16 protein-coding genes are annotated in these 25,134 nt (G+C 67.9%); 9 read left to right on the top strand and 7 right to left on the bottom strand.

All coding sequences use genetic code 11. From position 1 onward, the window contains the following. Nucleotides 1-44 precede the first annotated feature (44 nt). Entirely contained in the window at nt 45-668 is a 624-nt protein-coding gene (locus JGU66_03370) for a class I SAM-dependent methyltransferase (protein ID MBJ6759787.1), read from the bottom strand. 249 nt (nt 669-917) lie between these two features. Here JGU66_03370 and JGU66_03365 point away from each other — a divergent pair, with 249 nt between their 5' ends. After that, nucleotides 918-2,177: an NAD(P)/FAD-dependent oxidoreductase gene (locus tag JGU66_03365; GenBank protein ID MBJ6759786.1), complete on the top strand. Its 1,260-nt coding sequence runs from the start codon at nt 918-920 to the stop codon at nt 2,175-2,177. 1 nt (nt 2,178) lies between these two features. Here JGU66_03365 and JGU66_03360 read toward each other — a convergent pair whose 3' ends face one another. After that, nucleotides 2,179-2,964 (bottom strand): hypothetical protein, encoded by a 786-nt coding sequence (locus JGU66_03360; GenBank protein ID MBJ6759785.1) that lies wholly within the window; start codon nt 2,962-2,964, stop codon nt 2,179-2,181. 289 nt (nt 2,965-3,253) lie between these two features. Here JGU66_03360 and JGU66_03355 point away from each other — a divergent pair, with 289 nt between their 5' ends. Together JGU66_03355 and JGU66_03350 are read left to right on the top strand one after the other, a co-directional pair. Beyond that, nucleotides 3,254-4,408, top strand: a complete 1,155-nt coding sequence (locus JGU66_03355) for a hypothetical protein (GenBank protein ID MBJ6759784.1) — start codon at nt 3,254-3,256, stop codon at nt 4,406-4,408. Between the two features lie 36 nt (nt 4,409-4,444). After that, complete coding sequence (locus JGU66_03350) at nt 4,445-5,473, top strand: serine/threonine protein kinase (protein ID MBJ6759783.1); 1,029 nt, start codon at nt 4,445-4,447, stop codon at nt 5,471-5,473. 14 nt (nt 5,474-5,487) lie between these two features. Here JGU66_03350 and JGU66_03345 read toward each other — a convergent pair whose 3' ends face one another. Then, on the bottom strand, nt 5,488-8,406 hold the full coding sequence (locus JGU66_03345; GenBank protein MBJ6759782.1) for a hypothetical protein: 2,919 nt from the start codon (nt 8,404-8,406) through the stop codon (nt 5,488-5,490). Nucleotides 8,407-8,527: 121 nt separating this feature from the next. Here JGU66_03345 and JGU66_03340 point away from each other — a divergent pair, with 121 nt between their 5' ends. Further along, on the top strand, nt 8,528-10,558 hold the full coding sequence (locus JGU66_03340; GenBank protein ID MBJ6759781.1) for a membrane dipeptidase: 2,031 nt from the start codon (nt 8,528-8,530) through the stop codon (nt 10,556-10,558). Between the two features lie 51 nt (nt 10,559-10,609). On the opposite strand, the gene JGU66_03335 is transcribed toward JGU66_03340, so the two are convergent. After that, on the bottom strand, nt 10,610-11,545 hold the full coding sequence (locus JGU66_03335) for an AraC family transcriptional regulator (protein ID MBJ6759780.1): 936 nt from the start codon (nt 11,543-11,545) through the stop codon (nt 10,610-10,612). A gap of 249 nt (nt 11,546-11,794) precedes the next feature. On the opposite strand from JGU66_03335, the gene JGU66_03330 reads away from it, so the two are divergent. Then, nucleotides 11,795-12,100 carry an antibiotic biosynthesis monooxygenase gene (locus tag JGU66_03330; protein ID MBJ6759779.1) on the top strand — a complete coding sequence of 102 codons (306 nt, stop codon included), beginning with the start codon at nt 11,795-11,797 and terminating at the stop codon, nt 12,098-12,100. After that, complete coding sequence (locus JGU66_03325; protein MBJ6759778.1) at nt 12,097-12,573, top strand: group II truncated hemoglobin; 477 nt, start codon at nt 12,097-12,099, stop codon at nt 12,571-12,573. The genes JGU66_03330 and JGU66_03325 overlap by 4 nt, the downstream gene beginning before the upstream one ends. A gap of 60 nt (nt 12,574-12,633) precedes the next feature. On the opposite strand, the gene JGU66_03320 is transcribed toward JGU66_03325, so the two are convergent. Then, entirely contained in the window at nt 12,634-14,037 is a 1,404-nt protein-coding gene (locus JGU66_03320; protein ID MBJ6759777.1) for a hypothetical protein, read from the bottom strand. Between the two features lie 46 nt (nt 14,038-14,083). Beyond that, nucleotides 14,084-20,119: a hypothetical protein gene (locus JGU66_03315; protein ID MBJ6759776.1), complete on the bottom strand. Its 6,036-nt coding sequence runs from the start codon at nt 20,117-20,119 to the stop codon at nt 14,084-14,086. Nucleotides 20,120-20,616: 497 nt separating this feature from the next. On the opposite strand from JGU66_03315, the gene JGU66_03310 reads away from it, so the two are divergent. Beyond that, on the top strand, nt 20,617-21,948 hold the full coding sequence (locus JGU66_03310; protein MBJ6759775.1) for an AHH domain-containing protein: 1,332 nt from the start codon (nt 20,617-20,619) through the stop codon (nt 21,946-21,948). A gap of 3 nt (nt 21,949-21,951) precedes the next feature. Further along, nucleotides 21,952-22,530, top strand: a complete 579-nt coding sequence (locus JGU66_03305) for a hypothetical protein (protein MBJ6759774.1) — start codon at nt 21,952-21,954, stop codon at nt 22,528-22,530. Nucleotides 22,531-22,688: 158 nt separating this feature from the next. Here JGU66_03305 and JGU66_03300 read toward each other — a convergent pair whose 3' ends face one another. Further along, nucleotides 22,689-23,876 (bottom strand): alpha/beta fold hydrolase, encoded by a 1,188-nt coding sequence (locus tag JGU66_03300; protein ID MBJ6759773.1) that lies wholly within the window; start codon nt 23,874-23,876, stop codon nt 22,689-22,691. A gap of 631 nt (nt 23,877-24,507) precedes the next feature. Between JGU66_03300 and JGU66_03295 the strand changes: the two genes are divergently transcribed. Further along, entirely contained in the window at nt 24,508-25,134 is a 627-nt protein-coding gene (locus JGU66_03295; GenBank protein MBJ6759772.1) for a DUF2306 domain-containing protein, read from the top strand.

Genomic DNA, 25,134 nt, shown 5'->3' with positions numbered 1-25,134 from the left:
CGGATACCACCATCAATGCCCTCGCTCCGCCAGCCTGGGTGCCCTCAGGCGGGCTTGCGCGCGACGAGCTGGACCACGGCGGCGGTGCCGGTGTGGAGCGTGCCCTCGCGCACCTCGCGCGTCACTTCGCGGAGCACGGGCAGCTCCAGCCCGGCGAAGTCCTCGCGCAGCTCCTCGGCGGTGTACAGCAGCTCCCGCACGGGCGGCCCGCCGGTGCGAAAGGTGAGCTGCTCGGGCGTGTATGCCTCCAGGAGGATGATGCCTCCGGGCTTCAGTCCCCGCGCGAGGGCTTGGTGCGTCGCGCGGCGCAGCGCGGGCGGCAGATGGCAGAAGATGAGGATGCCCGCGTCCCAGGTCATCGGCTCGACGGTGAAGTCCGCCAGGTCGCTCACCACGGTGTGCAGCGTGACGCCGCGCTCGGCGGCCAGCTTCTGGGCCTTGTCGAGCCCCACGCGGGACGCGTCCACCGCGGTGACGTCATGGCCAAGCGAGGCGAGGTGCACCGCGTTGCGGCCCTCGCCCTCGGCCAGGCTCAGCACCCGCGCCCGCGTGGGCAGGCGCGAGGCCATCTGTGCGAGGAAGTCATTGGGCTGCGTGCCATAGACATACGTCTCGCCGCTGAAGCGGGCGTTCCACTGCGTGGCTGCATCCGGGCGTTGCTCGGCCATGGGTCGACCTCGTTCGGTCCGCGCGTGTGTGGACTGGGCGCGGAGGCGCTTGAAGAAGCATGGAGGTTCAAGGGCGCCCGGGGAAGGGTGTCGAGGCCCGCTGGCCTGGAGAGTGACCGGGCGCGCGCGAATGGTGTGAATCCTTTGCCACGCCACCAGGCTCTCACTTCCCACCGAGGTGCATTTCCAGGAACGGCAAGGCGCCGTCATTCCCGAGGTGCGCCCTGTCTCGTCAGGCAAGGAGCCAACGTGTCCACACTCCAGCACTCGCCCGCGAAGTCCTCATCCCTCTCGGTCGCTCCCGGCGCGGAGCATCACCGGGTGCTCATCGTGGGAGGCGGCACCGCGGGCATCACGGTCGCCGCGCGACTGAAGCGCGCCGGAGTGGACGGCGTGGCCATCATCGAGCCTTCGACTCATCACTACTATCAGCCGTTGTGGACGCTCGTGGGTGGAGGGGCCGCGGACATCGCGAGCACCGTTCGGCCTCAGGCGGACTACATCCCCAAGGGGACGCGCTGGATTCAGGACTGGGCCGCCGAGATGGATCCGGCTCGCCATCAGGTGCGCACGCGCGGCGGGCTGTGTCTGTCCTATGACTTCCTCGTGGTGGCGCCGGGCATCCAGCTCGACTGGGACAAGGTCCGCGGCCTGCGCGAGGCGTTGGAGACGCCGTATGTCTCCAGCAACTACGACTTCCGGCTCGCGCCGAAGACCTGGGAGATGGTCCGTGCGTTCAAGGGCGGCACGGCCCTGTTCACCCATCCCGCGGGGCCCGTGAAGTGCGCGGGGGCTCCCCAGAAGATCATGTACCTGGTGGCGGACCACCTGCGGCGCACGGGGCTGGCGGGCCGCTCACGCGTCGTCTTCGGCTCGGCGGGCAAGGCCATCTTCGGCGTGAAGCCCTTCGCGGAGGTGCTGGACGGCGTGGTGAAGCGCTACGGCATCGAGACGCGCTTCTGCCACAACCTCGTGGAGATTCGCCCCGACTCGCGCGAGGCCGTCTTCGCGGCGACCACCGACGCGGGCACCGAGCAGGTGACGATTCCCTACGACATGATGCACGTCACCCCGCCGCAGAGCGCGCCGGACTTCATCAAGCAGAGCCCGCTGTCGCACGCGAGCGGGCCGAACGCGGGCTGGGTGAAGGCGGACAAGCACACGCTCCAGCACCCCGACCACCCGAATGTCTTCGCGCTCGGGGACGCGAGTGATTTGCCCACCTCGCGCACGGGCGCGGCCATTCGCGCCCAGGCTCCGGTGCTGGTGGAGAACCTGTGCGCGGTGATGCGAGGTCAGACGCCCACCGCGCGCTACGACGGCTACGCCTCCTGCCCGCTGGTGACCGCGTATGGAAAGCTGCTGCTCGCCGAGTTCGACTACGACGGCAAGCCCGCGCCCAGCATCCCATTCCTCGACACGCTGAAGGAGCGGCGGGACATGTATTGGCTCAAGAAGTACGGCCTGCCTCGGCTGTACTGGGACGGCATGCTGCGCGGCCGCGCGTGAATCACCCGGCTGGGCGCTCCACGCCGGGCAGGCAGCGCGGCGCGTTCGCGTCGTCGGTCCGAGGGAAGTGGAAGAAGGTGTGGTGCTCGACGCCTTCTTTCTCCCAGGTGAGGTCGAGCCTGAGGGGCTCGCTCCACGTCACCTCGGGGTCGGTGGTTGCCCGGTCCGCGCGCTTGGGGACGAGGAAGGACAGCCGGCGCCCGCGCAGCGTGTCCAGCGGGAGGTAGCAGACGGACAGTCGCCGAGACGTCCCGGGCTCCCAGCTCAATTCGTTCTGCTGGCTCAGGACGAATGCGCTCAGGTCCGGTGCGAAGGAGAGGGACGTGCCCAACTCGTCCAGGAGTCGGGTGCCGGTCCGAGAGAACAGCAGCACGTGGGCGCAGTCGGTTCCGCAGCCCGCGGTGAGCAGGATGTCGCTCCCACTCCAGCGGAAGCCGCCGCCCACGCCGGGGTGGAAGTGCGCGACGCGCTGACGCGAGGTCACGTCGAAGACATCCACCCAGCGTGCGCCCTTCTCCACTTCGCTCGAATACCAGACGAGGAGGCTGTTCCCATCCGTGGAGAGGACGGCATCCCAGACCGCGAGCTGGTAGCGGCAGGAGCGCAGCGTGGGCTGCGCGGACGTGCACAGCTCCACCGTTTCGTCGCGGCAGGTGGTGACCGTCACGGCGCGATGCGTGCGGTGGATCCGCAGCGGACATTCCGCGGCGGCGACGGAGGCGGACAGCACGAGCCAGACACCGAGGCTGCGAGCGAGGACGAGGAGGACGGGCGCGCGGGCCACCATGCGCGCGCGAGCATAGCCCCACCTCTGCTCCCACGCGGGTCGTGCCTACCCGGTGCTTCGCGGCGGGCCTCTCCGTGGGTGCTTTTCCGACCCACGCGGTGGTGTCTGTGAACGCCGGGTCTGGAGGTGCGCTGACTGCGCGTGGTGGCGTGGCGCAAAAAACGGGGCGCAGCGAGAAGCGCACCTCATGCACGCTGCCTCCACCTGTGGGCAAGGAAGCGGGCCGAGAGGCGCGAGGGGCTGATAGACTCGGGGCGCCTCATTCTTCTTCGCGCGCAGGGACCCGTTCATGAGCAGCAGCGACGCCTCCACCCCGAATCCCCAGCCAGACCTCAATCGCGTCGCGGTGGAGATTGCTCCCGAGACTTTCTGGGTGGGTAAGCGAGAGGTGGGGAGCATCTTCTACGCGAACCCGTTCCTGCGCCGCTTCCGGGGCACGGACTCGCGCACGCAGAAGCCCTCGGAGTTCAACCTCCTCATCGACCCGGGCTCGAGCAGCGACTTCTCCACCATCCACACCAAGGTGGTGTCGCTCATTGGCGGGATGGACCGGCTGTCCGCGCTGTTCATCAACCACCAGGATCCAGACGTGGGCTCGTCGGCGGGCATCATCTCCGCGCGCTACTCGCCCCGCGCCAGCATCCTGTGCTCCGAGGACACGTGGCGGCTCATCGTCCACTTCAACCTGCCGCGCAATCGCTTCATCCCCACGGAGAAGTTCTCACAGGGGCTGAGCGTGCCCACGGGCCACAAGCTCATCCCGGTGCCCTCGCCGTTCTGTCACTTCCGTGGCGCGGTGATGCTGTATGACCCGCAGACCCGCGTGCTCTTCACGGGCGACCTCTTCGGCGGCCTGACGGACTCGAAGGCGCAGGGCCTGTGGGCGGATGAGTCGGATTGGACAGGCATCCGCGCCTTCCATCAAATCTACATGCCGGTGAACTCCGCGCTGGTGCGCGCGGTGGCGGCCATCCGCCAGCTGACGCCCGCGGTGGAGATGATCGCCCCGCAGCATGGGCGCGTGATTCGTGGCCGGCTGGTGCAGCAGTTCCTGGAGCGGATGGAGCGGCTCCAGGTGGGCCTGGACATCATCGACGAGGCGCAGGACCGCACGTACCTCCAGGCCTGGAACACCGTGGTGGACCGGGTGCTGGCGCTGGCGCGGGGCTACCTGGGCGACTCGGTGGAGGCCAAGCTCTCCGCGAGCCAGCAGCTCGCGGACACGGCGCAGTTCAAGGGCAAGCGCCTGGAAGTCACGCGCATGGGGAAGTGGACCCTGGAGCACGTGGTGGAGCTGCTCTGCCAGGGCGAGCCCCCGGAGATCGCCGGCCCCATCCTGGTGGAGGCCACGTCCGCGGCGGCGGAGTACAACCTGCCCACGCCGCACCTGGACATCGAGGGTGCGAACGCTGCTCCGGCGCCCATCTCGCTGCTGGAGTCCTGAGCCCACCGCCTCACCCGCGCGAGAGGGGAGCCCCGCGTGTACCCGCCGGATGATGACGATGCCGCGGGCGTGACGTACCTGAGCGTGAAGGCGCTCGGTCCGCGGCGCGCCTCGGGGGCCTCCGACCCCGCCCTGGAAGAGACGCTGCCGCGTGTGACGCCCCCCGTGTCACCGCAGGGCACGCTGCTGCTGGGCGCGGTGACGCCGCCGACGCCCACGCCGAACCGGGGGCTCATCCCCGGGCAGATGGTGGCCAATCGCTACCGCGTGGAGAAGTGGCTGGGCGCGGGCGGCACGTCCACCGTGTACCAGGTGATGGACCTGGCGAAGAACCAGCGCGTGGCGCTCAAGGTGCTGGCGGTGCCTCACGCCGACGAGGACATGGTGCGGCGCTTCCGCCAGGAGGTGCAGCACGCCCAGGCGCTGGAGCACATCAACATCCTCCATGTCTACGACGTGGGCTGGGATGGCGAGCGCCACTACCTCACCGTCGAGCTGCTGGACGGCAAGGACTTGCGTCAGGTGTTGCTGGAGCAGCGGCCCACGCTGGCCAATGCCTTGCGTTGGCTCACCCACGCCACGGTGGCGCTGGAGCACGCGCACGCGCATGGGGTGCTGCATCGGGATGTGAAGCCCGGCAACCTCTTCATCACCCGCACGGGGGTGTTGAAGCTGATGGACTTCGGCCTCGCCAAGAGCGCCCACGTCATGGGCACCACCGCGCAAGGCGCCACGCTGGGGACGCCCGAGTACATGGCGCCCGAGCAGGTGATGGGCTCGCCGCCCGTGTCGCCCGCCACGGACCTGTATGCGCTGGGCGTGGTGGCCTATGAGCTGTTCACCGGGCAGCTCCCTTTCCGCCATTCGCAGCCGGTGCCGTTGATGTTCCTGCACGTGCAGGAGCCGCCCGTTCCGCCTCGGACGCTGCGCCCGGACCTGCCGGAGCCCTTCGAGCGCCTCGTGCTCAAGCTCATGTGCAAGCGCCCCGAGGAGCGCCATCCCAGCGCCACCGCGTTGCGCGCCGCGCTCGCGAAGCTGTGGCCGCTCGTGCTGTCCCGCTCGTGAGCGGGGGGGCCGGCTCAGTGTCGGCGCAGCGCCACGTAGTGATTGCCGCGGAACGCGATGCACAGGACGTTCGAGGGCAGGTTGTCCCATTCCATGTCGATGGACTCACCATTCCGGTACAAGTGCGGCGTCCGCGTGTTCTCGAAGAGGAGGATGGGGCGCAGGTAGGAGGCCACGACAATCTCGGGCAGGCCACCCCAGACGAGCGCACGGGCCATCATCTGGATGTACGCCTCCTGCCCTCGCACGTGCACGCACGAGTAGCCCAGCCCCACTTGCAGATACATCCCATCCGGGACGTGCTGTCGGCGGGCCTTGAGCTGGGCCACGAGCGTGGCGCGGACATCCGCGGCGGAACGAAGGGCTCCCTCGGCGACGGCCAGGGCGGAGAACAGGCAGTCCCCGTCGGGAGGAACGTCGATGACATCGAAGGTCTGGATGGGCCCGTTCCTGGGTTGGTATTGCTGGGTGGGCGCTTGCAGCGACGTCTTTCCCCAGGCGCTGGAGAAGGTCGACCCGGTGGTGGGCGCCAGGAAGTTCTTCGTGGTGGGAACGAAGCCCCGGGCCTTGTACGCGCGCCGGATGGCGTGGCTCTCCTTGGGGTGGCGGTAGTCGCCCTCTTCCTTGACGAGATGGACGTAGAGGTCGTCCCGGAGCTTCTTGTCGCGGCCCATGATGCGGATGGTGCCGTAGGTGTTCAGGTCCGCGCCGGACTGCTCGTTCTTCAGGCCGCTGCCGACCAGGAGGACGAGCTGGACCTTGGGACAGTCAAAGACCTCGCTCAGGTAGCGATGCACGAGCGAGGTGCTCGAACTCGTGTGGTCGAGGATGACGATGTCGTAGCCGCTGAAGTCGATGTCTGGATAGCGCTGCTGGGTGGTGTTGCAGTGGTTGATGTCGAAGAAGAGCATCTCCACATTGCCGCTCGCGCCTGTCTTCGGGAGGACCTTCGTGTTGATGGGCACGGTCCCGAGCGCCGTGGAGGTCTCGTAGTACATCCGGTCCGAGACGACCTTGATGGTGGTGACGTCGAGGCCCCGCTCCGACGCGCACAGCCGCCCGGCGTAGTGCGCCAGATGGATGGCCCGCATGCCCGTCGCCGTGATGAGCTTCTTGGAGAAGACGTGGTTGACGGGCTTCTTCAGGTCGAGCGAGGGCAGGTCTGCTTCATCCTCCGAGTCGCTCCCGTATCCGTCCTGGGCCTTGGCGAGGTGCCGGTGGGCCTCGTGGACGATGAAGTGCTCGTTGAGCGAGTCGAAGACGGCATACAAGCCGCCCACGACGTGCTCCTTGGAGAACGCCTGGAAGCCCTCGCGTGAGCCCCCGAGCGAACCGACGATGAGCTCGGCCATCGTCCAGAAGCCCGCGTCCTCCACGCGGCGTTGGCCGTCGGAGAAGGTCTCTTCGAAAGAGAGGGACTCCTTCATGGGGAGGGGCGTCACGCTGATGCTGTCGCCGTTCAGGGTGAACTGGCCGGGCAGCGGGGCCAGGAAGCCAGAGACGTTGCCCCCGGGCTCCTGGAGCGCCTCGAACACATGGTCCGCGATGACCTCCAGGTGTTGCTGATTGCGATCCGTGAGCTGGGTCAACACCGTCTTGCCGCTCGCGTCGCCCGGACTCCAGAGCCAGTCCCACAGGTTGTCGACCTCGGCATCGAGCTTCTGGGGGAGGCGCTGGTTGGGGCCCAACATCCTCCTGCGCACCGAGTCCTCGCTGCGCTTGTCGAGCGCCTCTTGCACGTCGTCGGTGGTGACGAGCTCCATCGGCTTGACGTCGGAGTCGTCCTTCTCCTTCCCCTTGCCCTGCTTCCCTTTGCCCTGCTTCTTCTTCGCCTGCTGCTGCTTCCTCAGCTCGGCGTTGTGCTTCTTCCGGTGGTCGTTGATTCGCCGGGTGAGGAGCGCCACGAAGTAGTCCGCGGAGAGCTGGCCAAAGCTCTCATCGACGGGCTGCTTTCGGAGGGCGTCCTTGAGCTCGTGCGTGAAGAAGCGATGCACGTACAGGATGCTCTCGACGAGCACATCGAGATAGAGGCGGGGCACGATGCCCACGTTGATGCGATAGGCGCGAGCGCATTCGGCGATGGATGGAGACAGGTGGCCGAAGCTCGAGCGCATCACGATTTCGATGGGCAGCCCGGAGCCGAAGGCGAAGTGGTTGGCGACGCCCACGAAGCAGGCCATGACCAGCCGGGTCCAGTGCTCCTGGTTCGTCCCGAGCTTGCTGCCCTTGGCGGAGATGTCTTCATCCGTGGGCCCTCCCGGTGCCTGGATGAGGAGGCACGGGTACTCGTGGTCCGCGTTGGCGACGATGCCTTCGTCCGACAGCGCGGAGAGTCGCTCCAGGAGGTACTCGCAGGAGGCCACCCGGTGCTGGAGCGCGCGGTCATAGACCTCGCCCACGTGCAGCTTGGGGGGCGGCGGCAGTTTGATGCGCTGGTGCGCGTTCGTCCGGAACGCGCCCTTGTACCGAGGGTCGAAGCCGAAGTTGTTCTTGAACGTGCCCGTCTTCGCGTTGAACCCCCCCGCCTTGGACTTGGGCTTGGTGACGTTCTTGGGAGTATAGGATTGAGAGTTGCGTCCGCTCGCGCTCCGAGGACCGTAGGTGTTGAAGTACTTCGACTCGGTCATCTCGTAGAGCGTGGAGCCCTCCAGCCGCGTGTGGAACTCCGTGCGTGGCAGGAACTCGGTGATGGGCGCTCGCTTCACCAGCGGCGTGTGGACGAACAGCTCGTCTTCGCTGGACTCCCCATCGCTGGACTCGACGTCGCTGTCGCTCGAATCATTGTCGCTGGCAGAGCCGTTGCCGTAGATGTCGTGCCGATGGCTCGGGCCTTCGCACTCGGGGCACCGGACCTTGTGACCTCGGTACTTCGCGACGAAGAGCTGGTCGAACATGGGGCAGCTCATGGTCAGGCAGCGGAACCACCATTTCATGCGGCGCCTCGCGGTGCGTCATCTACAAGTCGAGAGAACGAGAATAGTCCGGGGTGTTTGATTAGCGAGAACAAGTGCTGATACGTGCGGAGGTTCCCCCCAGCTCGGAAAGGTGCCTCGCATGCAGCGTCGTCTCCGAAGTGGTCTGCGTCAGCTGTTCTCCCCGTGGTGGTTGGCTTCCGCGGTCGCGCTGTCCTGTGGTCCCGTCTCGGAGGAGCAGGCCCCGGCGCCCGAGCCCGAGTCGGTCGCGCAGCCGTTGGCCGTGAGTGGCTTCGCGGAGATGCACCACCACATGTTCGCCGAGGAGGCGTTCGGCGGTGGCTGGTTCCACGGCAGCTATACCGGTGCGCTCACGAGCTGTGACGGCGGTGCGCCGGAGAGCGACCACGCGCGGGTACGAATGGACCTGCGCGACCTGCTCAACCTCTGTCCCAACTCCGGCAGCGTGAACCTGAGCGGCGTGCCCATCCTGTCGGACGTGTTTGGAGTGGGCGGCGCGGTGGCCTCGGAGGTCATTGGTCAAATCGAGGGCACCGAGGGCGACACTGGCCTGCACCTGGGCCGCATGAACACGCCCACCGAGTGGCCGCGCTGGGACACCATCGCCCACCAGCAGGCGTGGGAGGGTTGGCTGAAGCAGGCCAAGGCCGGAGGCATGTCCCTGGTGATGGTGTCGCTCGTGAGCAACGAGTTTCTCTGCAAGGCCTTGCCGTACCAGAACCTCAAGCGGCCCTGCGACGAGATGGCGGACGTGGACCTCCAGCTCCAGATGGCCCGCGACTTCGATGCGCGCAATGACTGGGTGGAGATTGCCCTGTCGCCCGCCCACGCGCGGCAGATCATCGCGGCGGGCAAGCTCGCCATGGTGCTGTCCATCGAGTCGAGCAAGCTGTTCGGCACCAAGGACTGGCGCGCGGAGCTCAACCGCGTGTACGGCCTGGGGGTGCGCTCGTTGCAGCCGGTGCACCAGTTGGACAACCGCTTCGGTGGCGCGGCGCCGCACAACGCCATCTTCCAGGTCGCGCAGTTCCTGGAGAACTGCCACATCGACACGGACTGCGGCCTGACGGGCTCGGGCTTCACGCTCGGCTTCGACGTGGATGCGAACTGCCGCAACACCAAGGGCCTGACGACCGACGGCAAGGCGCTGGTCCAGGAGATGATGGCCAAGGGCATGCTCATCGACATGGCCCACATGTCCGAGCGCAGCGTGCAGGATGCCTTCGCGCTGTCCCAGGCGAACACCTACTACCCGCTGTTCGTCTCGCACGGCCACTTCCGCGAGGTGATGAACCCGGACCTGGCCGCCAACGAGAAGACGACGCCCGCGTGGGTGGTGCGCGACATCCGCCAGACGGGCGGCATGTTTGGTCTGCGCACGGCGCATGACGAGACGCGGACCTATACGCGCACGACGGTGGCCAACAACTGCCAGGGTTCCACGCGCTCGCTGGCGCAGGCGTATGAGTTTGGTCGCCAGGGCCTGAAGGTGAACATGGGCTTCGGCGCGGACCTCAACGGCTTCATCCAGCAGACGCGCCCGCGCTTCGGCAACTTCGGCGCGTGCTCGGCGGGCTTCCGCGCGGAGGCGGATGCGCAGATGGATCAGCAGCGCACGTCGGGCCCGGGTCGTCTGGGCACGGACTTCGATGTCAATGGTCTGGCGCACGTGGGCTTCCTGCCGGACGTGGTGCGCGACCTGAAGCAGCTCGGCGTCAACACCACGGGCCTGGAGGGCTCGGCGGAGAACTTCATCCGCATGTGGGAGCGGGCGAACAGCGCGCGCACGGGCATGGCGGACGCGGCGGCGGACATCGACACCAGCGGCGTGGCGGCGTACGTCCCCAAGTCCACTCGCGAGGCGGCGTACCCCACGATGTGTGGCAAGCCCTACGCGCCCGCGTCGAAGGCGGTCGCGGATACCTGCCGCTACGATGCGGAGTGCAAGAGCGGTTCGTGCACGACGTCGGAGGACTGCACGGGTTCGACGGGCTCGTGCATCTGCGTCACTGACGCGCACTGCGGCACCAACCAGTACTGTGGCTGGGGCCTCAACGCGGGCAACTGCGTGAACAAGAAGGCAAAGGGAGCGCTGTGCAGCAGCGCGCGCGAGTGTCTGTCCAACTCGTGCAAGTGGTTGACCTGCGGCTGAGTTGAGTCGGATTCGCCGGGGCGGTGCCGTGTGGCGCCGCCCCGGTGTTCGCTAGCCCGTGGCTCGGGTGTCGCGCGCGGCCCGGCGCACGTCCGAGGGTGTCTGCCCGAAGCGCTTGCGGAACGCGCGGCTGAGGCCGCCCTGGCTCTCGAAGCCCGCTGCGTGCGCCAACTGCGCGATGGACTCCTCGCCATCACGCAGGCGCTGCGCCACCCAGTCGAGCCGCAGGTGGGTGAGGTACGTCATCGGTGGCTGGCCGATGCGCTCCTGGAAGAGCAGGGCGAAGCGCGTGCGGGACATGCCCACGGTGCTGGCGAGTGCTCCCAGTGACCAGGAGCGCGCGGGCTCCGCGTGCAGCAACTGGAGCGCGTGGGCGATGCGAGGCTCACGCAGGCCCGCGAGCCAGCCCGGTGGCGTGTCGTCCTCTGTCCCCTTCAGGAGCGCGCGCAGCACCTGGACGAACAGTGCTTCGGTGATGCGCGCGGCGGCGGTCGCGGCGCCTGGCGCGGTGGACGCGGCCTCGTGTGACAGCGAGGTCAACAGTGCGCGCAGCGCGGGCAGCGTGGCGAGTTGCTCCTGTCGCAGGCATACCCCGGCGGGAAGTCCGCGCAGCATCTGGAGGCCCTGCTCGCCCTCGGCGGCGAACTTCCCGCACACCAGCCGGGTCTGCGCTCCCGTGCTCCCCACCCGGTGGACCCCTGCCTTGGCGGGGTGACGTCGCCGCAGCACGTCCAGGGGCTCCGATGCGGCGGCGCGCGAGGACGTCAGCTGGTGCGCCTGTCCGCCGAACAGGACCACCAGCTCGCCCGCGTCCAGCCGATGGAATTCGTCGCCGGAATGCACCCAGCACTCGCCCTGCTCCACGAAGTGGAACGCGGCGAAGGGCGCTTGAGGGAGCGCCATGCCCCAGGGGGCGTGCAGCTCCCAGGCGGCGTAGATGCTCCCCTTCAGGCGCACCCCGCTCAACACCGCCGAGAGTGGCTCCATCCCATCCGCTCCTTCCGGGACGGCCGGCCCATGAAACGGGACGGACGACCCAGCGCGCAGTCGCCCGGGTTCTTACCTTGGCGCGCGTGGGCCGGCGCTCCATTTCGGAATCGCGCCGTGCCCCGGAGGTGGTCCGTGTCTTGGAAGTCGTGTCGTGCCACGGTGCTCCTCCTCACCCTCTTGGGGGCCGAGGCGCTCGCTGTCCCGCCCGCAACGCCGCGTCCCCTCGCGAGCAAGGAGTCGCATCACATGGTCGTGGAGTACATCCGTTACGACATCCCCGCTGAGCGCGCGGAGGCGTTCCTCGAGGCCTACCGCCTCGCGGGTGAACACCTGCGGGCCTCGCCGCACTGCTTGCGCTACGAGGTCACCCGAGGCACCGAGGAGCCTCGTCACTTCATCGTCCGCATCGAGTGGGATTCGCTGGAGGGGCACCTGCAAGGCTTTCGCACTGGCGCCTCGTTCCCCGCGTTCCTCGCGCTGGTGCGGCCCTTCATCGCCGACATCCAGGAGATGAAGCACTGCCGCGTCGAGGGCGCGTGGAGTCGTCCGTGAGTGAGGCCCCCCCCGCGGTGCCGTCGCTGTATGACTGGGCCGGCGGGGCCGACGCGCTCGCGCGGCTGACCGAGGCCTTCTACACGCGCGTGAGCGCGGATCCGCTGCTCGGGCCCGTCTTCGCGCGGATGTCCGCGGCGCACCCCGCCCACGTCGCCCTCTTCCTGGGCGAGGTGCTCGGTGGCCCGGCGCACTACAGCGCGGCGCATGGCGGACACGCAGCGATGCTGCGGCATCACCTGGAGAAGCACCTGTCGGAAGCGCAGCGGCGCAGATGGGTGGAGCTGCTGCTCGACACCGCCGACGCGGTGGCGCTCCCCGCGGACCCCGAGTTCCGCTCGGCGCTGGTGGCGTACATCGAGTGGGGCTCTCGGCTCGCGGTCATCAACTCACAGCCCGGCGCGAGCGTGACCTTCGACGCGCCCATGCCCGCGTGGGGCTGGGGCGTGCCGGGAGGTCCCTATCGCCCGTGAGGGCGCGGGCGGCTCGGGCTCCGAGTGGCTGTCACGGCTCGGAGCCCGAGGGCCCATGTGTCACTTGCAGGGGCTGGCGATGTCCGTCGCGGAGACCAGGTTGATGGTCAGCGAGTCGGAGCGGGAGATCATCGACGTGTAATAGGAAATCTGGTGGTGGCCGTTGCCTGTGCCCGAGGGGTTCGCGAACGCCGCGTAGTTCATCGCGAGGTTCTCGGTGAACATCACGTTGGGATTGGACGCGATGGTGCTCGCGCTGAAGCGCCACGCGGCGACGGTCTCCACCGTGAACGAGGCGCCCGCGAGCGCGGTGTGGTTCTTCACCCGTCCGCCGTAGCCGCCGTCGAACATGCCGGCCCACCAGCGGCTGAACTGGTTGGGTGGATCATTGATGGGATTCCAGACGTCGCGCTGGTGGTAGTACCAGGTGGCCCGTCCCGCGCTGACCGCGCTCCGGTTGATGAGTCCCCAGCCCTCGATGGAGCGGGGCACGGGGCCATGTGACGCGGACCAGTGGGTGGGGACGCAGCCTCCGTCCTGCACCAGCTTGACGTTGACCGGGAGGGTGATTTGCGCGCCCACGCCGGGGCCGTTCGTCGTGCCTGGGCTGTTGCTGATGAGCGCCACGCTCCGGTTGTTGGTGCACTCCGTCTGCAGCTCGAACTGCCAGAAGCCCTTGGCGTTGTCGGCGCGCACCATGAGCGAGCCGGTGGAGAAGGTGGCTTCCTGGATCCGAATGACGACGTAGTCCGCGCTCGCCTTGCCGTTCTCCCGGTAGACGTAGAACGAGCTGGTGAAACCCGCCTCGGTGGACTGGCTCTTGCCGCTCGTGGCGGACCAGGTGTCGTGCCGGACGGTCATGGGGAAGCTGCGGCTCAGCGTCCGAATGCCATACAAGACGCCGGTGGGCGGGATGAGGCCGGGGCCGCCCACGGAGCGGCGGGCGCGGTGGTGGTGCGCCTCCAGCATGGCGCCCCAGTCGTGCCTCAGCGCGTCCGCGTCATGCACCAGCCGGGGGCCGCGCGCCTCGGGCGTGGGGGGCGTCACGGCCGCCTTGTCCCCGCCGGACTGGTGCTCCACCGAGGGTTCCTCGAGGGAGTGGCTGCCCAGCGCGGTGACCGAGTAGCTGGAGGGCGTGGCGATGTCCGTGTCACGGGTGACCAGCAATGCCGTGGCGCCCTCCTCGAGCCGCAGCGACGCGAGGCCCGTCAACGCTTCGCGCGCCGCCGCATCGGGGCGACCGAGCACCACCGTCTTGCCCGCGTCCAGGGCCGAGCGCAGCAAGGCCGTGTATTGCTCAGGCCGTGTGCTGGCGCAGTCGACCCAGAGCACCTCCGCGTGCTCCAGGCCTTCCTTGCCCTGCTTGACGGTGACGTCACCCACCTCCTTCAGCGCGGAGAAGTCGTGTCCCGCCGGCGCGCCCGTGAACAGGATGCGTGGCCTCGTGTGTGTCGTGGTCTTCATGTGTGACTGCCCTCCACGTCGTTGCATCGCCGCCGGGCGTCGGCGCTCACGTCATCCCGGGAAGCAGGAACTGCTCGGCGTGCAGGGAGCTGAGCGTGTACCCAAGCGAGGTGCCGAAGGTGCCGCCCAGGGTGAGCGCGATGACCTTGCGCATGCCCTCCACGTCGAGCTGGAGCGTGGGGCCCCCCGAGACGTTGTAGGACGCGCGGCGCAGCCCATCCGCCAGTCCGTCCACGTCATCCAATGCGCGGCCCACGCGCGAGAGCCACGCCTTGCCACCTGAGGCCACCACGCTGCCCGCCACGCCCGCGGCGCCGCCGAACACCGCGGCGAACGTGAGGTCCGCGCCCAGTGGCGCGCCCGCGATGGCGTTGCCCATCACCTGACTGGCAATCCCAGACGCCACACCGCCCGCGAGGTCCACGCCGGCGCGCACGCCGATGTTGAGCAGGCTGCGGCTGGCGAGGTTGAGCCCCGTGGCCGCCAGCTCTCCCGCGGCGGAGAAGCCCCCGGCGATGGCGCCCGCCGCCGCGCCGATGCCCACCTGGGTTCCCCAGCCCTTCCAACTGAACTCGTCGCCCGTGGCGTTGGTGCTGATGTTGTAGGCCAGTCCGCCCAGGCCCGCGCCCACCAGTCCGCCCACGGCCATGCCCACCGCGATGGCCGCCACGCCTTGCAGGCCCGGGACGAAGGACAGCGCGATGCCACCCGCGATGAGCGCGATGTCCACCGCGTAGGAGACGACGTGCTCCCAGTTCCGGGAGAACCAGTCGGGCAGCGTGTTGGTGAAGAAGTTCTTGATGCTGCCGAAGAAGCCGAAGCCCGACGGGTCGACGTGTGTGACTGGGTCGTTCAGGACGTAGGCGTAGCGGTTGAACGCCCCGGTCCGGTCCTCCTGCGTGGCGAGCTGGGTGTCCGTGGTGATGAAGCCACCGAGCAAGGGGCTGTAGTAGCGCGAGGCCGCGTAATAGAGGCCGGTGCTGTCCAGCTCCAGCCCGGTGTACTTGCGCCGGAAGTCGTCGCTGCCCGCGCGCAGTCTCGGGGTGCCGAACGGGTCGTAGTCCATGGCGCTGGCGACCTGGCCCCGCTCATCGGTCAGCAGCGTGGTGCTGCGCGTGTTGTTGACGTGGAAGTAGCGCGTGCCCGGAGTGGGGATGCCGGTGCGTCCGCTCGGAGGTGTGCCGCTCTCCACGACGGTGACGGAGGCGATGAGGTGCTCTTCATCCAGGACGTAGCGCGTGTGCTGGCGCGCGCCGGAGGAGAAGACCACCACCTCGTAGCAAGGCGCGAGGTAGTAGGTCGTCTGTCCTGGCTCCACCTTCTTGAGGCGGCGACCGTCATGGTCATAGGTGAAGCTCACCTCGCCGGCCTGGATGAGTCGCCGCTCGCCGTCGTAGCGGAACTGCGTGGTGGTGCCCTGGTGTTGCAGCTCCACCAGACTGCCGTTCGCGTCGTAGCGCGTGGTGACCGCGTCGGTGCTCGACGGGGAGAAGCCGCGGGTGAGCTGATAGCCCGCGCGCTCCAGCGTCAGCCCGTCCTTGCGGATGAGGCTGCAGGCCGCGTCATAGGCATACTCCTTGAGGCCCAGGTCGCCGCCCTGGGCCCGCAGCAGCTGGCCCACGGTGTCATAGGTGAACGCCTCGTCGCGCCGAGACTCCAGGCGGTCTCGGACGGCGCTCACCTGCCAGAAGGGATTCCACTCCAGCGTGCTGGCGGACACGGGCCGCTCGTCATGGCCAAACACGTCCTGGGTGAGCTGATGTCCATCCGCGGTGTAGGTCCACGCGGTGCGCACGCCATTGGCATACCGAGCCACGGACGGGGCGCCGAGCGCGGTGAAGTCCGACTGGAGCAGATGCTCGACGCTGCCCTCGGTGATGCGCTGCAGGCGCTCCATGGAGTCGCGCTGGTAGCGCAGCTCCGTCCTGGCCGCGTCGGGATAGACGAGTCGGGAGAGCCGATGCGCGGGCGTGAACTCCTGGCCCAGCGTGTACTGCGTTCCGTCCAGCGTCAGCCGCGTGGAGAGGGTGTGGCCGTCCGCGTCGTATCCATACGCATACGTGGTGCCGTCCGGGAGCCGCACGCCGGTCCGCTTCCCGAGAGACCAGTCGCTGGTGTGCTCGTCGTAGGTATAGGTCGTCTCCTCGGTGCCCACGCGCTTCGACAGCAAGCGCTGGAGCGGGTCGTACTGGAAGGTCGTCACCTGCCCGGCGCCATCCGTGTGCGTCCACTGGCGTTGGTCGTCTCGGTAGGAATAGGTCTCGCGCGTGAAGGTGGTGCTGCCCGCGCGGGTGGCGATGACGACGTGGCGGTCCAAGCCGTCGTAGGTGAACGTGGTCTCCACCTTGGGGTCCGTCGCGGTGAGCCGGCGCCCCAGGGCGTCATGCGCGTAGCGCGTGGTGTTGCCGTGGCTGTCCTGCAGCTCCACCAGGCACTGCGCGTCGCCGTAGAACCCGTGCGTCAACGTCCGGGTGCGGGTCTCGCTGGAGGTCGCGCCCTCGGTGACGACGACGCGGTAGGCGCGCGGGTACTCGTAGGTCGTCACGTGCGTCGTCGTTCCGACACCCGTGGTCTCGCGGCGCACCACCCGCTCGTACTCGTCATACGTGAGCGCCTGGGCGCGCTGCGGCGAATCGCCCCGGAAGTACGGCAGGGACTGCTCCACCGGTTGGTCGTGCGCGTCCAGGACGGTGTCTTCCTGGATGGCGCGGCCCACCAGGGCCCCGCTCTCCATGCCCTGTCGCGCGATGCGCGTCACGCGACCGAAGCCGTCCACGTAGTCCGTCTGGGCCTTCCAGGTGTCCTTGTTCCACTCCTGTCGGGTCAGCGTGCGGCGGTACCTGCCTTCCGCGTCCTGGCCTCGCTGGTAGCGCAGCGTGGCGACGAGCGCGCCATCGGGGCCCGTGCGCTGGGTCTCGACCGGACGGCCCAATCCGTCGTGCAGGTGCACCTCGCGCGCGCCGGTCGGCAGCGTCTGGGAGGCGAGGACGCCGAGGGCCGCGTCGTACTGGAACTCGAACTCCAGGGCGCGGCCGGAGGGGGGCGCGGGCAGCACGCGCTTGCTGGGGAACGTGCGGTAGGCGCTCTCGTAGTGGTGGGTGACGACCGCCTTCGCGGGGTCCTCCAGGCGCGTGGTGTTGCCCCAGTCGTCATACGCATACGCGTAGACCTGCCACGTGTCCGTGCCGCTCCAGCGGGCATGGGTCCTCACGTCCCAGGTGTCGGACGCGTACGTCGTGCGCTCCCAGTGGAGGGGCTGCGTGCCCTGCGGGTCGGCGCTGAGCTTGCGCTCGGTGAGGAAGCCGAAGCGGTGCAGCTCCACGCTGTTCTGGAAGGACTGCGCTGTGTACAGCGGCGCGGTGGCGGTGCCCGTGGCCGTCTGGGTGATGGCGATGGCGTTGCCGTAGTCGTCATACTGGAACGAGTTCGTGCGCACGCAGTCGGGCGTGTCCGTGGTGGCGAAGGTGTAGAGCTTCTTGCGCGTCTCGGTCGTCTGGAGCTGGTACACGCCCGCGCTCGCGGGGGTGCTGTAGACGTACTCGGAGCGAGCCATCAGCGCCTGGTCCGAGGCGCGCCGCACCGTCTGGGATTCCACGGCGGAGGTGCGAGGGAAGTCCTGGTGGTAGCGCGTCTCGGTGACGACACCCGACGGGCCCGTGTGCGGGTCGGTCTTGGACCACGCCGCGAAGCCCATCCAGCCGCGCCCCTGGAGGCTCAGTCGCGCGCCCGAATACGCGAAGGCATGCGTGGAGCCCTGGGCCGCCGAGTACACCTGCGCATAGGCGGCCACGACGTAGCGCGGGTACTGGACGGTGCGCGAGGCGAAGCTCATGCCCACCGGACTGGCTTGGGCTCCGGGCTGGGCGGCCAGCGCATAGGTGGCCCCGGGGAGCTGGTTGTTGAACAGCGCCTGCATGTCCACCGTGTCCGACGCGGGGGGCTTGCGGCTGTAGATGGATGGGTCGGTGAGCGGCTTGTAGGTCAGCTCGAAGCGTCCCCCCAGACCGTTGGTGATGGAGGCGACCAGGTCGGGATACTCGAGCGTCGCGGCCAGCAGGTGGGTGGCGCCGGAGCCATCGACGTGCAGCACGTCGGCCTTGCCGATGCCCGTGAGTCCGAGCGCGGCGGTGGACTCGCCCGCGGCGACGAAGGCGGGGACCTGGGCCACCTTCGGGTAGGGACGCAGGGCGCCGCCCTCGTTGACGAGCACCGCGAGGCGGCTGGAGGCGGGCGCGCCCGTTGGGCGGTGCTCGCCCACGATGATCAGATCATCCCGCCCGCTGCCCTGGACGTCCGCGGGCATGAGCTGGGGAATGATGGCGCCGAACGCGAGCCCCGTGCTGCCCAGGTCCTGGAGGACGAAGCCCTTGCCGGTGTTGCGCAGCACGCGCAGGTGCAACGTGCTGCCATCCGTGTAGGGATTGAGCAGATCCAGCGCGCCGTTGCCGCTCAGGTGGATGGGCAGGAGGCTGCCTCCCCAGGGGACCCGCGTGCCGGAGGGCAGCAGGGGCTCGGTCTGGACCTGGAACCCCTGGCGCTCGGGCGCGGCCTTGAGCCACGTCAGCTTCAGGAAGCCGCTGTCATTCGTGGCATAGACGAGGTCTGTCTGCCCATTGCCGGCCACGTCGAGCGGCACCAGGTGTCCGCCGAAGGGCAGCGAGGTGGAGACGGGGCCGCTGGAGGACGGCGCGAAGCTGTTCCCTTGCGAGTACAGGACCTCCAGCTTCAGCGTCGCGGCGCTGTTCGTGGCGTAGACGAGGTCCGAGCGGCCATCGCCATCCACATCCAAGGCCAGGAGCCGCCCGCCCCAGATGAGGTCCGCGGGGCCGGCGCCGTTCACCGGTCCCTGGCGCGCGAGCGTCCAGCGGCCGTTGCGCTCGGCGGCCTTGAAGAGGGTCAATCCCAGACGGCCCGCGTTGTTGGCCGCGTAGACGAGGTCCATGTGACCGTCGGCGTCCACGTCCAGCGGGCAGAACGTTCCGCCCCACGGCAGCGTCGCGCCGCCCAGGTCCACGGCGTGCGGGCCCTCCAGTCCCTGGCGCGTGGACAGGTAGAGGTCCAATCGGAGTTGTTGGTCGGAGGCGTAGGCGTGCAGCACGTCCGTGAGGCCGTTGCCGCTTACATCCATGGGGATGCGCAGCCCTCCTTGCATCGTCTTCCCGAGCGAGCGGGGTGCTTGGAACAGCGTGGGCTCCGCGTCTCCTTGCCCTTGCCACGCGAAGGTGGTGCGAGGCAGGGAGGTGTCTCGGGCGTCCGTGGAGACGGCGTGCAGCAGGGGGCGCCGCGTGGCCTTGCTGAGCTGGTAGTCGAATCGGTAGGTGCGCACCAGCGCGCCGTCCACGAACGTCTGCACTTGCGACAGCAGGCGGGTGGTGCGGAAGGGAGAGCCGCCCACGTACTGCGTGGTGGCGTCCTGCCGCTCGGTGTAGCCGAAGCGGACCTGCCGCTTCTTGGTGATGGGGTTGCGGGCGTTGTCCGTGTACTCGATGAGCTTCGGGTAGTGGACGTTGTTCTGCGCGTCCTGCTCATACGTCACCGTCATGAAGTTTCCATGCCGGTCGGTGACGCGATGGAGGGACCACAGGCGGATGGCGGGCTGCGTGCTCGAGGCCGGCACGCGCGAGTCCTCCGACGTGCCGTACTCCCATGTCTGTCCATCCCGAGTATGGACGATGAAGGACTGCGGGCCGCGCTGGACGTCCCAGCCCGACGGATAGTGGGGGACCACCTTGCGCCAGGACTGGATTTCGGTGTGATAGACCGTCTGGGGTTGCCCGTAGGCGCCCGAGACCGCCATCAATCGCTGTCCATCCAGCGAGAAGCGGTCATCCAGGTCATAGGAGACGGCGCCATGCTGGCCGTCCTGTGCGACGGTCCGGCCCACGCGGGTGATGGAGGAGAGCCCGCTCAGGCCAAAGCCCACGCCCATCAATCCATCCGAGCCGCCGCTGTTGTAGGCAATGCCCAGGGCGGGTGCGAGGCCGGCGGTCCCCGGAGGGACCTTCAGTTCGAATGCATAGGAAGCGCCGCCGTCCTTGTCGACCTGGAACTGGTCCGTGAGCCTGCCGGTGCTGTCTGCCATTGCCTGCCCCCGTGCCGGGCGAAGCCCCGCCCGTCGCCGTCGCCCCTGAGAGACGTGGCGTGAGTGGTGGACCCGCCACGCATTCATGCGGGCGAGCGAGTGACGTGGTCTGCAGGAGGCTCGGCGGGACCACCCGGGCAGGTGGACTCACGTGAGGATGTGTGGACCAGGGAAGCCGGTTCTCCCTCCACAGTCAGAATGCGATGAATGCCATTCAATAAGAGCAGCGGGGATTGGAGAAAGTCGAGCAGAGATTGTCAGCTCAGACTCGCGGCCGTGACGAGTGTCGCCTTCCCACCAGCGGGTGCGGACCGTGCGCGGATGCCTGGGATTGTCCGCTAGTGAATGAGGATGGCCGTGGAGACGGTGGCGATCACCACGCACATGATGAGCGGCGTGAAGCGGGGCGATTCTGAAGGGGCAGGGACAATGGGGGTTGTCAGACTCCTTCGCTAAGTCACCCCTCTCCGCGCGTTGGCGGAAGCCCTGGGGGGATAATGAAGGTTTTCGCTCTCGCCGCATTGGTGGCGTTGTCGGCTGGCTGTGCGACTGCACGAGTCGTGCGGTTGGACACCGGGCAGGGTGCGCCGATTGTCTATGCGCCCCCCGAGACGCCGCCTGTCGAGATAGACGAGGCGGCATTCCGCCTCGCGGTGACGCAGTTCGTCCTGGATTTGAGGCTCGACGTTGCGTTCCGGCAGCTTGAGCAAGAGGGAGGGCGCCGCTCGTTGCTGGCGTCGTCGCAAGGGCTGGTGCCCGGGGTGCAGGCCGCCTCGGTGCCCTCGTCCTACGAGCGAATCTGTCGACAACAGGACGACCCGGAGCGCTGCCTGAGCCTGCTGGTGGGTGGGCTCACGATGGGGCCCATGGAGCGCCGCATGCTGGCGCTCTACTTCGCGCTCGACACGGTGTGGGAGGGCGTGGGGGAGGCCGTGAGGGGCATGGCGAACGGCGCGGCGCTGCGGGCCATGATTACGACGATGATTGGCGCGGCCCTGGTGATGCTGGTTGCCCCTGAGCCCGTGACGAAGGTCATGGCGGTGGCGCTGACAGCGTCACTGATTGCCTACCTTGGCACCGGGCCCGTTTGGAGTCTCGTGCAAGGCTTCCTGAGCCTCCTGGACGAGTCCCGTGACGCGGCGAGCTTCGCGGAGCTGGAGCGGGCGGGGCACCGGTTCGGAAAGGTGCTCGGGGACAACGGCGCGCGGGTCCTGGTCATCGTGGCGCTGTCGATGCTCGGAGGGAAGAGCGCGATGGCGGGGCAGGGCGCGAAGATGCCGGGCTTCGCGCTGGCCGCGGCACGGGCTGAAGTCGAAGGCGGATTCGTCCTGTCGGGCGCGCTGTCGGGAGGGGTGCAGGCCATCTCCGTTTCCTCGGCGGGTGCGCTGAATGTGGTGCTCGCCCCGACGGCGGTCGCCGCGGTCGCAATGGGGTCCGGGATTGGCGCAGGCGAGGGTGCCGGAGTTGCTTCGGGTGGAGGGATTCAGGGCGACCCCGACGGGGAGGTGCACCACATCTGCACGGACAAGGACGAGGTTTCAGAGGCAACTGGGGGGCCGTGGACACAGCGATTCGAGGACATCTTCTCGAAAGCAGGCCTGAAGCTCAGTGACCCGGCCAATCAGGTCCGAATCAAGGGACATAAGGGGCCTCATCCTCGCGAGTATCATGAGGAGGTGTTCGCGCGGCTTGTTTCTGTGATGAAGAGTTGTCGAAGCGTCGCCCAGTGCCAGATTGTTCTGCGGAGCGAGCATGCGGACATTGCACGAGACCTCGTAAGAGAGGGGACCTACCTGCGGCGGCTCATCACGAAGGATGCTGGGAACTAGGCCATGGTGCGGCGCTTCTATGACTTGAAACTGGATGTGTATGTGAAAGGCCGATGGCACCTGGGGGAACCCGTTGCGGCCGATGGCACTCCTGTTGATGACCCGTGGAAGTTTGTTGAAGGCCGCCCAGTAACGTTGAACCAGAAGTTGCGTGTTCCGGTAAGTCGGCCAGGAGTTCCAGTCGCCTTCGAGTTTGCGGGTGCGGCGCAGACGCCGATTGTCAATGCGCGAATTGCCTCGGCGCTCACCCAGATGGCGCCTGCGGATATTCAGCTCTTCCCCGTCGACGTTGACGACGTCGCGGGGACCTACCATTTGCTGAATGTCGCTCGGACGATCCGGTGCATCGATGATGAGTTGAGTCGAGAAGTGCGATACTTCGAAGCAAGCGATCCTCTTCACTCGCATAGGGCTGGCGAGTATCGGCATGTGTCTGGATTGCGGATCGACAAATCGAAGGCACCGAGTGATGCACGGGTGTTCCGGCTGTGGGGATACTTCCTTCCGATCATCGTCGATGGTGAGGTCAAGGACGCGCTGGAGGCCGTTGGCGCTTCAGGGGTGCGCTTTGACGAGGTCTGAAAGACTCCTTCCGCCGAGCGTTATTCGATTCGTGCGGGTCCGGCCACTGCTGCGCACCGGCCACTGAGTGGGCTCGGTGCGCAGTTCGACCGTGTTCTTCGTCACCGCGGGCGTCGAAAGTGCTGTGCGTCAGTCTCGCGGGGGTGCGCGGTGGGGTGTCAGCGCGCGGCGGCGGTGCGCTTCACGCTCTGCGCGGCCCTTCGCGGGAAGGTGGACAGCCACCGCTTGAGCATCTGCCGGACCGCGGTCTGGGTGCCTTCGGAGATGAGCGACTCGATGTCGAAGAGGGTCTGGTAGGCCGTCAGGTGCTGGTACGCGACCTCGGCCCAGAATTGGTCCTCGGTCGTGATGGGATTGGAGCCCGAGTAGTCACCCGGCGTCTCGACGTTGGGCAACTGCGTGTAGGGACCCGGGAGGGCGCCGCCGAGTTGGGATGCCTGGACGGCGGCGTTGACGAGGTTCGTGATGTCCGAGGGGACCTGTCCATCCGGCCAGTTCGTCGGATAGAGGGTGGGAATCTCATTGAGCATGTCGACGACCCACGCATGCGGCACGGCGTCGAGGCTGTTCCAGATGTCCTGGTTCCAGGCGTACTGCGGCTGCTTCGGGTCCAGGCTGACGGGCGGGAACACCTGTCCGAAGAACTCGGAGAGGCCCTGGTTGCCAGGCGTGGGGCCCGCCACCGGGAGCACGTAGACGTTCTCCCAGCTTCCGGTGCTGAACACTCCGCCCGAGGGGTTGAACAGCGCGAGCGCGAGCGTGGGCGCCAGCGCGCCACCCAGGCTGTGGCCCCCGAAGATGAGCGTCTTCGAGCCCGTCGCGCTCAGCGACTTGAGGAAGTCCACCAGGGTCTGCTGGGTCGTCACGGTGTCCGTCATGCCCAGGAGGTTGTTGGTCCCCAAGGCGGTGCCCGACGAGAGGACGGGCCACGGATTGATGCCCGAGGGCACGCTGTAGGAGGGCAGCCCCGGGAACGCCGACGTCCAGAGCGTTGTGGTGTTGACGCTGTTGTCCTCGTCATTCTTGTCGTAGTCGGACGACCCGTTGGTCCCCGCGATGGCGACCACGTAGACGGACCGGTCGGGGCTCGCCGCGACGTACATGACGTTGTCGGCGTAGCTCGTGGAGCTCTCCTTGGCCTCGAAGACCACCGGCCCCCATGCGATGGACCAGGTGCCCTCCATGGCCTGCTGGATGTCTGACAGGGCCAGGAACTTCATCAACTTGGCTTTCAGGGTCCGGGCCAGCGTCTGGGTGTCGCCCTGCGTGTCGCCCACGCCATTGGATTCCCAGGTGAGGAGAAAGGCCTTCTGCCAGAGATTGAGGGGAGTGATGGTGGATGCCATAGGAGTCCTCTGTGCCGTGGTAGGACCTACTCCGCGAGGCGGGTAGGTCTGGGCTCCCAGGCGTTCTGCCCGAGTGCCCACGCGTGACAAATGCAGGCACGGTGCCAGCATCGTAAGTGGAGGAAATTCCTCTCAGTCGCCTGTTCGGGACTCGCGCTGCGTCTGGGAATGACATGTCCGGCCTGGATTCTGACGTGTCAGTCTTTTCAGCGAAATCTACCGCGCTCGTGAACGCGAGGGCCTCGGGACGCTGTATGGACAGTGAACTGGGACGGGCTGCCTGGGCGCGTGCTCTCGCGGCGCACATCGGCGGATACGCGTTCCATCCCGGTGCGATTTCGCGCGCCACGGCGCTGGGGGTGTGGAGGTCTCCGCACCACGCCTTCGGGGGGCAGGCTTGTCGCCAGCATCCAGCGGAGGTCCTGCTCGCAATCAAGTGCGCCGCGCATCGTAGGAGTCGGGGCGATGAGCGCGGAGCATCCAAGACCTTCCTTCTTGCCGGGCCGCCATGACCTCCGGCGCCCTCTGACTCGGCCTGGTCGAGGGCTCCTCAACCGGTTCTTGACGGCTGGGGCTCATGGGCCGCACGTGATGGTTGGGACCCTTTCACGCCGAACCACGAGCCGCCGCCATGCTCCGTAAGGTTGGCTGGGTCCTCTTCGCGGTTCTGTGCCTGGCCGTGGGCCTCTATCCCGGCAGCTACTTCCTCGCGGACTCGAACTTCGGACTCCGGGCCTTGAAGGGCAGCGAGCTTCTGGCGAGCCCTGTCTGGAACGCGGCCTTCTACACTCACATCGGCCTGGGCGGACTGGCGCTGGCCATCGGCTGGACGCAGTTCGTCGCGAAGCTGCGACACAGGTTCCCGAGCGCTCACCGGTTCCTCGGAAAGGTCTACGTGGGCGCGGCCCTGTTGAGCGGGCTCGCCGCCGTGTACCTCGGGTTCTTCGCCACGGGGGGAGTCATCGCCGAGGCGGGCTTTGTCAGCTTGGGCGTCGTCTGGCTTTATACCACGCGATCCGCCTACCGACTCATCAAGAGCCGACGCATCGACGAGCATCGGCTCATGATGCGCTACAGCTATGCGGTCTGCTTCGCGGCGGTCACGCTGAGGCTCTGGATGCCCATCTTGAGGCACGCACTGGGCGACTTCGCCTCGGCCTATCGAGTCGTCGCCTGGCTTTGCTGGCTGCCCAATCTTGGCGTGGCATTCGCCATCGCTCGCAGAGAAGCGCGGGCGAACTCGCTCGCGCCTTCGTGA

Source organism: Myxococcaceae bacterium JPH2 (assembly GCA_016458225.1).
Taxonomy (GTDB): Bacteria; Myxococcota; Myxococcia; order Myxococcales; family Myxococcaceae; genus Citreicoccus.
Note: the sequence above shows the minus strand (reverse complement) of the source record. Positions and strands in the feature narration are given on the sequence as shown.